The organism is Streptomyces sp. NPDC005004, from assembly GCF_053600675.1.
Genome location: NZ_JBSGAH010000023.1, coordinates 50,715 through 63,126, shown reverse-complemented (window position 1 = coordinate 63,126; position 12,412 = coordinate 50,715). Strand labels below are relative to the sequence as shown.

At 70.0% G+C, this 12,412-nt stretch carries 11 protein-coding genes and 2 tRNA genes; 4 read left to right on the top strand and 9 right to left on the bottom strand.

Going from position 1 to position 12,412, the window contains the following annotated elements; all coding sequences use genetic code 11:
* Positions 1-247: 247 nt before the first annotated feature.
* Positions 248-1,615: a trigger factor gene (tig, locus tag ACWEEU_RS26735; RefSeq protein ID WP_385747341.1), complete on the bottom strand. Its 1,368-nt coding sequence runs from the start codon at positions 1,613-1,615 to the stop codon at positions 248-250.
* A 174-nt stretch (positions 1,616-1,789) separates the two neighbouring features.
* A tRNA-Pro gene (locus ACWEEU_RS26730) sits at positions 1,790-1,866 on the bottom strand.
* Between the two features lie 159 nt (positions 1,867-2,025).
* Here ACWEEU_RS26730 and ACWEEU_RS26725 point away from each other — a divergent pair.
* Positions 2,026-2,099: transfer RNA gene (locus ACWEEU_RS26725), tRNA-Gly, on the top strand.
* A 53-nt stretch (positions 2,100-2,152) separates the two neighbouring features.
* On the opposite strand, the gene ACWEEU_RS26720 is transcribed toward ACWEEU_RS26725, so the two are convergent.
* A complete protein-coding gene (locus tag ACWEEU_RS26720; RefSeq protein ID WP_385747339.1) occupies positions 2,153-2,347 on the bottom strand; it encodes a hypothetical protein in 195 nt (64 codons plus the stop codon).
* Between the two features lie 567 nt (positions 2,348-2,914).
* Here ACWEEU_RS26720 and ACWEEU_RS26715 point away from each other — a divergent pair.
* Positions 2,915-4,051 carry an acyltransferase family protein gene (locus tag ACWEEU_RS26715; RefSeq protein ID WP_385747337.1) on the top strand — a complete coding sequence of 379 codons (1,137 nt, stop codon included), beginning with the start codon at positions 2,915-2,917 and terminating at the stop codon, positions 4,049-4,051.
* Here ACWEEU_RS26715 and ACWEEU_RS26710 read toward each other — a convergent pair.
* From ACWEEU_RS26710 to ACWEEU_RS26695, 4 genes are all read right to left on the bottom strand, one after another.
* Complete coding sequence (locus ACWEEU_RS26710; RefSeq protein WP_451735485.1) at positions 4,048-4,536, bottom strand: HD domain-containing protein; 489 nt, start codon at positions 4,534-4,536, stop codon at positions 4,048-4,050. The genes ACWEEU_RS26715 and ACWEEU_RS26710 overlap by 4 nt on opposite strands.
* A gap of 9 nt (positions 4,537-4,545) precedes the next feature.
* Complete coding sequence (locus tag ACWEEU_RS26705; RefSeq protein WP_385747334.1) at positions 4,546-5,715, bottom strand: PP2C family protein-serine/threonine phosphatase; 1,170 nt, start codon at positions 5,713-5,715, stop codon at positions 4,546-4,548.
* 198 nt (positions 5,716-5,913) lie between these two features.
* Positions 5,914-6,723, bottom strand: a complete 810-nt coding sequence (locus ACWEEU_RS26700; RefSeq protein WP_451735482.1) for an Fpg/Nei family DNA glycosylase — start codon at positions 6,721-6,723, stop codon at positions 5,914-5,916.
* Between the two features lie 167 nt (positions 6,724-6,890).
* Positions 6,891-7,376, bottom strand: a complete 486-nt coding sequence (locus ACWEEU_RS26695) for a ribose-5-phosphate isomerase (RefSeq protein WP_356104467.1) — start codon at positions 7,374-7,376, stop codon at positions 6,891-6,893.
* Positions 7,377-7,623: 247 nt separating this feature from the next.
* Here ACWEEU_RS26695 and ACWEEU_RS26690 point away from each other — a divergent pair, with 247 nt between their 5' ends.
* Positions 7,624-9,066 (top strand): amino acid permease, encoded by a 1,443-nt coding sequence (locus tag ACWEEU_RS26690; protein ID WP_385747330.1) that lies wholly within the window; start codon positions 7,624-7,626, stop codon positions 9,064-9,066.
* 145 nt (positions 9,067-9,211) lie between these two features.
* On the opposite strand, the gene ACWEEU_RS26685 is transcribed toward ACWEEU_RS26690, so the two are convergent.
* Positions 9,212-9,856, bottom strand: a complete 645-nt coding sequence (locus tag ACWEEU_RS26685) for a hypothetical protein (protein WP_451735478.1) — start codon at positions 9,854-9,856, stop codon at positions 9,212-9,214.
* A gap of 134 nt (positions 9,857-9,990) precedes the next feature.
* Positions 9,991-10,572 (bottom strand): biotin transporter BioY, encoded by a 582-nt coding sequence (locus ACWEEU_RS26680; RefSeq protein WP_385747326.1) that lies wholly within the window; start codon positions 10,570-10,572, stop codon positions 9,991-9,993.
* Between the two features lie 321 nt (positions 10,573-10,893).
* On the opposite strand from ACWEEU_RS26680, the gene ACWEEU_RS26675 reads away from it, so the two are divergent.
* Entirely contained in the window at positions 10,894-12,303 is a 1,410-nt protein-coding gene (locus ACWEEU_RS26675) for an amino acid permease (protein ID WP_451735475.1), read from the top strand.
* Positions 12,304-12,412: the final 109 nt, after the last annotated feature.

Sequence of the window (12,412 nt, the reverse complement as noted above, 5' to 3'; positions counted from 1 at the left end):
CCTAACGCTCTGGTCCCCCCGGGGAATCCCGGAGAAGCGGGTGTTCGCCTCCGGCGTAGTGGCTCCGCCGGGTGCGGGCGGGGTTCGGAGTGCGCGGTGGCGGGGGTCTTCGGGGTGCGGCCCGTGGTCGCCTCCCGCGCGGTTTCCGCCGCCCCTTCGAGGCAAGCCCCCCCGGACGCGCGTAAGACAGCAGGCCCCCAGGAGACACGCTCCCGGGGGCCTGCTGTCAGGCGGGTACCGCGAAGGCTCAGGCCTCCGGGGTCTCCTCGACGGTCTCGGTGACCTCGGTGGTCTCCTCGTCGTCCTCGTCGTCCAGGTCGACGACCTCGCCGTTGGTGTCCTTCACCGTGGCGGCCTCGACCACGACGGCCAGGGCCTTGCCGCGGGCGACCTCGCCGACGAGCAGCGGAACCTGGCCGCCCTCGACGACGGCCTGGGCGAACTGGTCGGGGGACATGCCGGAGGAGGCGGCGCGGCGCATGAGGTGCTCGGTGAGCTCCTCCTGGTTGACGCCCAGGTTCTCCTTCTTCACCAGCTCGTCGAGGACGAACTGGGTCTTGATGCCCTTGACCGCGGCCTCGCGGGTCTCGGTGTCGAACTCCTCGGCGGTCTTGCCCTGGATCTCCAGGTACTTGTCGAGGGTCAGGCCCATCTGGCCGAGCTGGTGGTGCTCCAGGTTGTGCTTGCGGGTGTTGACCTCGTCCTCGAGCAGCTTCTCGGGGACCGGGACCTCGACCAGCTCGAGGAGCTTGTCGAGCACGCGCTCCTGGGCCTGGGTGGCCTGGTCGTACTGCTTCATGTTGGCCAGGCGCTTGCGGCTGTCGGCCTTCAGCTCGTCCAGGGTGTCGAACTCGGAGGCGAGCTGCGCGAACTCGTCGTCCAGCTCGGGCAGTTCGCGGGCGGCGACCTGGGTGACCTTGACGGTGACCTCGGCCTCGCGGCCGGCGGCGGAGCCGCCCTTCAGCTCGGAGGTGAAGGTGGCCTCCTCGCCGGCGGACAGACCCTTGACGGCCTCGTCGATGCCGTCGAGCAGCTCGCCCGAGCCGATGGTGTAGGACACGCCCTCGGCGACGCCGTCCTCGAGGACCTCGCCGTCGACCTTGGCCTCCAGGTCGATGGTGACCACGTCGCCGTCCTCGGCGGCGCGCTCGACCGGGGAGGTGGAGGCGAAGCGCTCACGGAGCTGCTCGACGGACTTCTCCACGTCCTCGTCGGTGACCTCGACGGCGTCGACCTCGACCTCGATGCCGGAGTAGTCCGGGATCTCGAGGGCGGGGCGGATGTCGACCTCGGCGGTGAAGTTCAGCGTCTCGCCGTCCTTCAGCTCGGTGATGTCGACCTCGGGCTGGCCCAGCGGGCTCAGCTCGGCCTCGTTGACCGCCTCGGTGTAGAACTTCGGGAGCGCGTCGTTGACGGCCTCCTCCAGCACGGCGCCACGACCGAACCGCTGGTCGATGACCCGGGCCGGGATCTTGCCCTTGCGGAAGCCCTTCACCGTGACCTGCTGGTTGATCTTCTTGTACGCCGCGTCGAGGCTGTCCTTGAGCTCCTCGAAGGGCACCTCGACAGTGAGCCGAACCCGGGTCGGGTTCAGGGTCTCCACGGCGCTCTTCACGGTTCGGTCTCCTTGTGGCTGACTTCTTGGGTTCTGCCGGAGCCAGCGAGGCCCGGCGGATAGCCGCCCGGAGGAGTACGTAAGCCATGAGGCCGGGCACACGGGCGCGCAGCTTGCATAGTAACCGCAGCCGGTCAGCGCCCCAAAAGGCGATCATCACAACGCCGTGAGCCGTGGTCGGGGTGGCGGGATTTGAACCCACGGCCTTCCGCTCCCAAAGCGGACGCGCTACCAAGCTGCGCCACACCCCGTCTGGTGCGAGACGTAGGGTACATGCCCGGGCCACCTGCGGCGCCCGCACAAAGAAGGGGCGCGCGCGGACACCCGCGCCGGGCGGCACGTTGGCCTCCGCGTCGGCGGACCCGCTACGATGCTCCCGTGCCGCGGTCACCGACCGGTGGCGCGCTCTCGCGGGCGTAGCTCAATGGTAGAGCCCTAGTCTTCCAAACTAGCTACGCGGGTTCGATTCCCGTCGCCCGCTCCACACGGCTCGGGGCCGGGTCGGAGGCATCGCCCTCCGCCCGGCCCCGACGCGTTTCAGAAGCTGATCGAGTTGATCGTCTCCGCTATCGAGTTCATGAAGCGGTTGATGGACGGCGCCATGCCGGTCGAGGCGAGGAAGAAACCGAAGAGGATCGCCACGATGGCCGGGCCGGCCTTGATGTTCCCTCCCCGGATCAGCACTACAAGGATGATCGCCAACAGCAGCACCACAGACAGTGAAATGGCCACAACTGATCACACCCTCGGTCGGTCGGCGCTCCGGGACCGGAGGCACCGCCGTGCGCACCTCCGCCAGAACCATCGTGCCACCAACAGGGCCCCGGTATGCGGCTCGTGACACATCGTCGGCAGTTCGTCGGCCAACGGGCCCGCGACACGCGCGATTTCGGCCGCGTTCCGCGTACATCCCCCGGCGCTCCCCGTGCGTCTTCCGCGCGCGCGTGCACAGCTAATTCCCCGGGTTCGTTTCCGCATCCACACATCTGGCGCGCAGGTATTTCGAATTGCCGTCACAGTGACGGAGAATGCCCCCTTTAGTCCGGATGAATCGGGACATCACGGATGAACGAACGCCATGATTGTGCCTGTCATCACGCCGTCCGGACGGGCAAGTTATGCGATTCACGGGGTATCCGAGCGCGATAACCAGGAATGACCTCGGTGGTTTTACGTATTCGCACACTCGACGCTAGGGTGCCAGAGATGTTTGACGCCGCCCCGTCCCTAGGCCAGAACCGCAGGCCACTGCCACCGGCCCAGCCGCCGGCCGGCAAGGTGCCCGGTCCCCGTACCCCGATGAGCGAGCAGCTCGGAAAGGCGCAGGCGGACAGACCCGTCAAACAGCGCGATTCCTTCTACGACAACGCCAAGTATCTGGCGATCGTGCTCGTGGCGATGGGCCACGCGTGGGAGCCGCTGCAGGACGGCAGCCGGACGGTCCAGGCCCTCTACGGCTTCGTCTTCGCCTTCCACATGCCCGCGTTCATCGTCATCTCCGGCTATTTCTCCCGGAGTTTCGACATGCGGCCGGACCGGCTCAAGCGACTGGTCACCGGGGTCGTCGTGCCGTACGTCGTCTTCGAGGCGGCGTACTCGCTGTTCCGCAACCACTTCACGGGCGAGAGCGGCGACATCAGTCTGCTGGACCCCTGGTACATGACGTGGTTCCTGGCCGCGCTGTTCGTGTGGCGGCTGACCACGCCGCTGTGGAAGCTGATCCGCTGGCCGCTGCCGGTGGCCACGGGCATCGCGATGCTCGCCGCGGTCAGCCCCTCCATAGGCGACGACCTCGACCTCCAGCGCGTGCTGCAGTTCCTCCCGTACTTCGTGCTCGGTCTGTGTCTGAAGCCGGAGCACTTCAAGCTGGTACGGCGCCGGTCGGTGCGGATCGCCGCGCTGCCGGTGTTCGCGGCGGCTCTGGCGGTCTCCTGGTGGGCGGCGCCGCGGATGAACGCCGCGTGGTTCTACCACCGTGACTCCGCGCAGGAGCTGGGCGCCCCCTGGTGGTGCGGTCCGCTGATGACGCTGGGGATGCTGGCCTGCTCGACCGTGCTGACGGCCTGCTTCTTCGCCTGGGTGCCGGGCCGCAAGCTGTGGTTCACGACGCTGGGCGCGGGCACCCTGTACGGCTATCTGCTGCACGGCTTCCTGGTGCGACTGGCCCGCTACCAGGACTGGTACGACCACGGCTGGCTGCACGGCCCGCTCGGGGAGATCGCGGCGACGGTGATCGCGGCGGCCGTCATCACGGTGCTGTGCACCAAGCCGGTCCAACGGGTGTTCCGGTGTGTGATGGAACCGAAGATGGAGTGGGCCTTCAAGCAGGACCCGGCGGAGCAGGCGCGGCAGCGCCAGCAGAAGAGCGAGCGGGAGCGCGCCCGGGTCCAGCCGAAGCCCGCGGCCGACAAGCGCCGCGAGACAGCCGACGCCTAGGGCCTGTCTCCGTTCGGCTCCCCCGGACCGGGACCCGACTCCAGACCGAGAAGCGCACGCATCCGCGTGTACTTCTCGGTCAGTCGTTTCCGGGTCGGCTCGTCCAGGACGGCGAGCCGGGCGGGATCGGCGTTGTGGGCGAGGTCGGCCTGTTTGACCAGGAGGGCGCCCGGGGTGGCGAGGACGCGCCGCGCGTACGCCTCGGGCGGCTCGCCGGGGCGCTTGGTGAGGGCTCGTACGATCGCCCTGGTGCGCGGGGTCAGGGCGGCTCCGGTCAGCCATTCCTCGCTCAGCGCGTCGTCCTCGACGGCGTCGTGGAGCCAGGCGGCGGCGATCTGTTCGGCGTCGCCGCCCCGCTGCCGTACGCCCTCCGCGACGGCGGCGAGGTGTTCGGCGTAGGGGCGGCCCGCCTTGTCCGTCTGGCGGGCGTGGGCGGCGCGGGCGAGGGTCTCGACCTGGGCCGGGGTGAGGAGTTCGTCGTCCATGGACGGCTCCTAGTGTGAAGTGGCGGACGCCTCGCGGCAGATGAGCAGCAGGGCGCGGTCGTCGTTGACGTCCTTGGCGACGGCCTCGATGAGGTGCCAGGCGGCGCCGTGGAAGCCGCCCGCGACATAGCGGTCGGCCTCTCCGGTGAGGCGGTCGATGCCCTCGACGATGTCGCGGTCGGAGGTCTCCACCAGTCCGTCGGTGAAGAGCATCAGCACGTCGCCGGGGCGCAGCGAACCCTTCACGGAGTCGAACTGGGCGCCGTCGTACACGCCGAGGAGGGGGCCCTCGGCGGCCTTCTCCTCCCAGCGGCCGTTGCCCGCGCAGAGCTGGAGACCGGGCGGATGGCCCGCGGAGTACAGCTCGTAGTCCCCGGAGTCGAGGTCGAGGACGAGGTGGATGGAGGTGGCGAAGCCCTCGTCCCAGTCCTGGCGCAGGAGGTAGCCGTTGGCGGCGGTGAGGAAGGCGTGCGGGGGCAGGGAGCCGATGAGGCCGCCGAAGGCGCCGGAGAGGAGCAGGGCGCGGGAGCCCGCGTCCATGCCCTTGCCGGAGACGTCGGTGAGGACGACCTCCAGGGTGCGGCCGCCGTTGGTGCGGGCCGCGACGACGAAGTCACCGGAGAAGGACTGGCCGCCGGCCGGGCGCAGGGCCATCTCCTGGTGCCAGCCGCGCGGGAGTTTGGGCAGCTCGCTCTGGGCGCGGATGCGTTCGCGCAGGTCGAAGAGCATGGTGCCGCCGCGCCGCCAGGGCACGCCGACGCGGCTGCGGAACTGGGCGGTGAGCAGCCCGAAGAAGCCGCATGCGGCGACGACGAGGACGACGCCGGGGGTGACTCTGGAGGGGCCCTCGGTGTACGGGCCGAGGCTCACGGACTCGACGATGAGCGCGGTGGCGGCGGCCGCGTACAGCCCGAGCAGGCTGGCCGGACGCAGCACCAGTCCGCCCGCGACGATGGGCAGGACGAGGGTGGCGGGCGAGCACCAGACGGAGTTGCCGAGTGTCATCGCCATGAGGACGGGAATGGTGACGAGGAGGCCGACGAGGGCGATCCAGTCGGGGCCGTCACCGCGGAAGTAGTCCACGGCGCTGCGGCGCAGCGCGACCCGGACCCGGTGCCACTGCATCTTGCACCGGGCCGTGAACGTCTCGGCCTTCGCGCGCCGCTCTCCTGCTGCCATCAGTTCGCGACCCTATCCATCGGACCAGCCGCTTGGCACGGGAGGTCCCACTTGTCCCCCGTGCGAGGCTCCACTTGGCGTTTCCACTACACAGTGGCGTTTCAACTACACAGTGAACGGTACGGAGCGCGTTCGCGCTGCCACCCGGCGGAAATTGGCCGTTCCGTCATCAACGGGCGTGACCCGGGCCGGGGTTGGTCAGCCCTTCTGGCAGGTGGGGCACCAGAAGAGGTTGCGGGCGGCGAGCCCGGCGGTGCGGATCTCCGTGGCGCAGACGTGGCAGGGGAGGGTGGCCCGGCGGTAGACGTAGACCTCGCCGCCGTGGTCGTCGACGCGGGGCGGACGGCCCATGGCCTCGGGGGTGTGCTCGGGGCGCACGGTGTCGATGCGGTTGTTGCGCACGCCCTCGCGCATGAGGTCCACGAGGTCGGCCCAGATCGCGTCCCACTCGGCCGGGGTGATGTCCTTCCCCGTGCGGTAGGGGTCGATGCCGTGCCGGAAGAGGACCTCGGCTCTGTATACGTTCCCGACGCCCGCGACGATCTTCTGGTCCATGAGCAGTGCGGCGATCGTCGTACGGCTGCGGCGGACGCGGGCGTAGGCGGCGGCCGGGTCGGCGTCGGCGCGCAGCGGGTCGGGGCCGAGCCGGTCGTGTACGGCGCGCTTCTCGTCGTCGGTGATGAGGGCGCAGGTGGTGGGGCCGCGCAGGTCGAGGTAGTCGGTGTCGTTCGCCAGGCGCAGCCGGACGGTGTCGGTGGGCGGGGGTGCGGGGGCCGGACCGAGGGCGACCTTGCCGAAGAGGCCGAGGTGGATGTGGACCCAGTCGGTGTCGCGGAAGCGGAGGAAGAGGTGCTTGCCGTGGGCTTCGGTGGCGGTCAGCTCCGCGCCGTCGAGCAGGGCAGCGGCGTCGGCGAACTTGCCCTGGGGGCTGCCGACCCGGGGGGCGGTGCCTTCGAAGCGCTCGGCGCAGTCCCGCGCCAGGCGGTGGATGGTGTGCCCTTCTGGCACGGCCGGGGCGTCCTTCCTGGTGGTCTTCCCGCTGATTCTCTGCCGGGTGTCGCCGGTGGCCCGCCGGGTGCCCCTCGGCCGTTGCCCGGCCGCCCGCCGCGTCCGGGGTGCGGGCGCGGCGGGCGGTGGGTACGGCGGGGGGCCGGTCAGGGGGCCGGGCCCGGTGCTTACGACTGGGGGTGGTGCGCCGGGATGGGCGGCAGTTCGCCGGTGTTCTCGTAGTTGGTCAGCATGTCGATGCGGCGCATGTGACGCTCGTCACCGGAGAAGGGGGTGTTGAGGAACACCTCGACGAACTTGGTCGCCTCCTCCTCGGTGTGCATCCGCGCGCCCACCGCGACGACGTTGGCGTTGTTGTGCTGACGGCCGAGGGCGGCGGTCTCCTCGCTCCAGGCGAGGGCGGCGCGCACCCCCTTGACCTTGTTGGCGGCGATCTGCTCGCCGTTGCCGGAGCCGCCGATCACGATGCCGAGGGCGCCCGGGTCGGCCGCCGTGCGCTCCGCGGCCCGGAGGCAGAAGGGCGGGTAGTCGTCCTGGGCGTCGTAGATGTGGGGCCCGCAGTCGACGGGCTCGTGCCCCGCCGCCTTCAGCCAGTCGACGAGGTGGTTCTTGAGTTCGTAGCCCGCATGGTCGGAGCCGAGATACACGCGCATGTACCGAGTGTGACACGCCCGATTCCGGGCAGCAGCTCCGGGTTCGACACGAGATATGTGAGCCACACCATAGAAGCTCAAGAAAACCTCAAGTAACAATCCGGATTCAGAGGTTCCCGAATTCGTTTCCCTCGGATTCACTGAACCGCCTCGTACACCGCTCGTGCGAGGCCCCGTACTCCGTCGTTTCACACGGCCCCCACGGGTCGAACGGGAAATGCACCACAGGCGCAAAGGAAATCCGTCCATGACCTCTGGTTCCGGACTTCAAGCAGGACTCAAGAACCGCCATCTGTCGATGATCGCGATCGGTGGTGTGATCGGTGCCGGACTGTTCGTCGGCTCCAGTTCCGGTATCGCCACCGCGGGCCCCGGCATCCTGCTGTCCTACGCCCTCGTCGGCACGCTCGTCGTCCTCGTGATGCGGATGCTCGGCGAGATGTCGGCGGCCAACCCGACCTCCGGCTCCTTCTCCGCCCACGCCGACCGCGCGCTGGGCCGCTGGGCGGGCTTCTCGATCGGCTGGCTCTACTGGTTCTTCTGGGTCGTCGTGCTCGCCGTCGAGGCGACCGCCGGCGCGGGCATCCTGCACGGCTGGATACCGGCCGTGCCGCAATGGGGCTGGGCCCTGATCGTGATGGCCGTGCTGACGGCGACGAACCTGGTGTCCGTCGGTTCCTACGGCGAGTTCGAGTTCTGGTTCGCCGGGATCAAGGTCGTGGCGATCGGTGCGTTCATCGTGATCGGCGCGCTGGCGGTGTTCGGCGTGCTGCCGGGTGTGCACAGTGACAAGGCCGGGCTTTCGAACCTGACCGCGCACGGCGGTTTCCTGCCGCACGGTCCGGGCGCGATCCTCACCGGTGTGCTGCTGGTCGTGTTCTCCTTCATGGGCAGCGAGATCGCCACGCTGGCGGCCGGCGAGTCCGAGAACCCGCAGCGCGCGGTGACCAAGTCGACCAACAGCATCATCTGGCGTATCGGCGTCTTCTACCTGGGCTCGATCCTCGTCGTGGTCTCGCTGCTGCCGTGGAACGACCCGTCGATCGCGAAGGACGGCTCGTACGTGGCCGCGCTCGGTTCGCTGGGCATCCCGCACGCCGACCAGATCATGCAGTTCATCGTGCTGACCTCGGTGCTTTCCTGCCTCAACTCGGGCCTGTACACCGCGTCCCGCATGGCGTTCTCGCTCGGTGAGCGCGGTGACGCGCCGAAGGCGTTCGCCCGCACGAACTCCCGTGGTGTGCCGATGGCGGCGATCCTCGCGTCCGTCGCGTTCGGCTTCCTCGCGGTGTTCTTCAACTACGCGTACCCGAAGACGGTCTTCCTCTTCCTGGTCAACTCCAGCGGCGCGGTCGCGCTCTTCGTGTGGCTGGTGATCTGCTTCTCGCAGCTCCGGATGCGGAAGATCATCCAGCGTGAGGCGCCGGAGAAACTCGTCGTGAAGATGTGGCTGTACCCGTACCTCACCTGGGCGACGGCCGCGCTGATCGTCTTCGTCCTCGGCTACATGCTCACCGACACCAAGGGCGAGAGCAGCGGTCGCGTGACCGTGCTGCTGTCCCTGGGCGTGGCCGCGGTCGTGATCATCATCGCCCTGGTCAAGCAGAAGCTGACCGCCGACCGCCCGGCCCCGGCCGTCGAGGCGGCGGCCTCCGGCCAGGATGACGCGGAGAAGGTCCCGACGGCCTGATCTTTGGACCGGTCGGAGAAAGCCCGGCCCCGCGGGGGAATCCCCGGTGGGGCCGGGCTTTCTCGCGTCATCCAAGTCCGGCCGGTGGAGGTCGGGGGGTGGTGGGCGGGGCGTGCGGCCGGGTCCCGGCAGTAGCCGTGCGGTCCTAGCAGTAGCCGTGCGCCCTGGCGCCGGACGGAGCGAGGTTCGGCCACGGGCGTCCCGCCCTGTCGGAGGCGGCGGCGCGCAGGAGGTCGAGGAGGGTGCAGCCCGGGTAGCCCTGGAAGCTCGCGTGGTTGTGGCTGCGGTGGTAGCAGTTCCAGTAGCTCACGACCTGCCGCTGGACGCGGGCGAAGAAGACCGGGTTGTCCACGAGGAACTGCCCGTAGGCGAGGTGACCGGGGGTGCCGGGGCCGGCGAGTCCGCGCAGCTCGTCGCGGATGACGACCAGGATCTCCACGACGTACTCGCCGACCAGCCGTACGACGTAGGGAACGGCCCAGGGGTCCGCGGAGCCGACGATCTCCTCCAGGTGACGCTGTCTGACCCTCCCGTCGCAGTGGCGGGAGTACAGGCAGTGCAGAAGCTGCCGTTGGCGCGGCGAGAGCGACGCCACCGCGTCGGCCGGGGGCTCGTCGTTGTAGAGGCGCTCGGGGATCAGCATCTGCCGGCCCTCCACCGCGACCGAGAACCAGAGGAACGGCTGGAGCCGGGAATCGGGGATCAGTGCCAGGACCGCCTCGGCGTCGCTCGCGAGCCGGGCCGGGAACGCCTTGATCAACGGGTTGCTGCTGTCGTCGAGTGGCTGCACGCGCCGATCATGGCGGACGCCCCTGCCGGACGGCCACGCGTTTACCGGGCAGCACGTCCTTTGACGGGTCCGCACCCCGGCCGGGACATGACGAAGGGCCCGCCAGGGACGTGGCGGGCCCTTCGCGGGGAGGTTCAGCGCTTGGACGTGAGCTTCCATGCCGTCGGGAGGAGGCCCATGGCCAGGGCGGCCTTCAGGGCGTCGCCGATCAGGAAGGGGGTGAGGCCGGCGGCGATGGCCTGGGTGAGGGACATGTGGGCCGCGAGGGCCAGGTACGGGACGCCGATCGCGTAGATGATCGCCTCGCCGAGGAGCATCGTGCCCGCCGTGCGGAGGGGGGAGCGGTCCGCGCCGCGGCGGGCGAGGGCGCCGACGGCGGCGGAGGCGAGGATCATGCCGAGGACGTAGCCGAAGGAGACCGCGCCGGCGCCCGAGGCACCGCCCGCGAACCACGGCACGCCGACGACGCCCGCGACCGCGTACAGCGCGAGGGAGAGGACGCCGCGGCGGGCGCCGAGCGCGGTGCCGACGAGCAGCGCGGCGAAGGTCTGACCGGTCACCGGGACCGGGGAGCCCGGCACCGGGACGGCGATCTGGGCCGCGAGACCGGTGAGGACGGCGCCGCCGAGCACGAGGGCGGCGTCGCGCACGCGGGACGCAGGGATGAGGTCGGCGAGGACTGCGCCGGGGCGAGCGGTGACGCTGGCGGTGCTCATGGGGACTCCGCGGGTGTGTGGGCAGGTGACAACTCATCGACGCTATACCGGCGGCCAACCCCCGATCACCGTCCGCGCTCGACAAAGGCGTGAACAGGCCCTTGGTGGGCTCCGGACAAAGGATGCCGGTTACACCGGGATCGGGGTGACGCCTGTCACCCCAGCCGGGTGGCCCGGGCCACCCAGGTAAGCGGACGCACACATTCCGTAAGCGATTTGTCCGTATCGTGGGCACTTTCCACGACCGCTCCCGGAAACCGCCCAGACTGGTGGAGTTTTTTATCCACTTGTCGGACTACCGGACTGGACGAGCCCCGCCCCATGCCCCGCCCCACGCCCAGCACCACCACGCGGCAGCCGCCGCAGCAATCGCCGCAGCAGCGGGCACAGGGCGCCCCCCTCGCCTCCGGCCTCAAGCAGCGCCACCTGTCCATGATCGCCCTGGGTGGCGTGATCGGCGCGGGCCTCTTCGTCGGTTCCGGCGCGGGGATCGCCGCCGCGGGACCCTCCATCGTCGTCGCCTACGCCCTCTCCGGCTTCCTCGTGCTGCTGGTGATGCGGATGCTGGGCGAGCTGTCGGCGGCGTACCCGTCCTCGGGCTCCTTCTCCGCGCACGCCGAGCGGGCCATAGGACCGTGGGCCGGGTTCACGGTCGGCTGGTCGTTCTGGATCATGCAGTGCACGGTGGTCGGCCTGGAGGGCATCGGCGCCGGAAAGATCGTCAGCGGCTGGCTGCCCGGCACCCCGCAGTGGGCCTGGGTCGCGCTGTTCATGGTGGTGTTCTGCGGCGCGAACCTGGCCGCGGTGAAGAACTTCGGCGAGTTCGAGTTCTGGTTCGCCGCGCTCAAGGTCGGCGCGATCGTGCTGTTCCTGGCGCTCGGCGGCCTCGCCATCGCGGGGGTGCTGCCCGGTACCCGCTCCCCCGGCACCTCCCACCTGGCCGACTTCCTGCCCAACGGCGCCCACGGCCTGGTCCTCGGCCTGCTCGCGTCGGTGTTCGCGTACGGCGGCCTGGAGACGGTGACCATCGCGGCCGCCGAGTCGGAGGACCCGGTGCGGGGTGTGGCCGGTGCCGTGCGCACGACGATGTGGCGGATCGCGCTGTTCTACCTCGGCTCGATGGCCGTCGTCGTCACCCTCGTCCCGTGGAACTCCCCGGAGGTCGTGGCGCGCGGTCCGTACGTCGCCGCGCTCGACAGCCTCGGCATCCCCGGCGCGGGCCGCGTCATGAACGTGGTGGTCCTCGCCGCCCTGCTCTCCGCGATGAACGCCAACATCTACGGCTCCTCGCGCATGTTGCACTCCCTGGTCGGCCGGGGTCTCGGCCCGAAGGCGCTGGCGAAGGTGACCGGCGGGGTGCCCCGGATCGCGGTCCTGGTCTCCTCGGTGTTCGGCTTCGCGTGCGTGCTGCTCAGCTACTGGCGCCCGGACGACGTGTTCATGTGGCTGCTGAACATGATCGGCGCGGTGATCCTGGTCGTCTGGATCTTCGTCGGCGCCTCCCAGCTGATCCTGCGCCGCCGCGCCGAGCGCGCCGGTACCGAGCGGCCCGCCGTGCTGATGTGGGCGTTCCCGTGGCTGACCTGGGTCGCGCTGCTCGGCATGGTCGTGATCCTGGTGCTGATGGCCCGGCAGCCCGACACGCGGACCCAGCTCTACTCGACGGGCGGCCTCACGCTGGCCCTGGCGGCGGGCGGCTACGCCTGGCAGCGGGCCCGCGCCAAGCGCTGACCACCCACGACGAAGGCCCCCACGAGCGACACGTGGGGGCCTTCGTCGTGCCCGCCTTGCCCACCGACCGCTTCTTGTTGCTAGCGTGTAGTTGCAAGCTTTTTGCAAT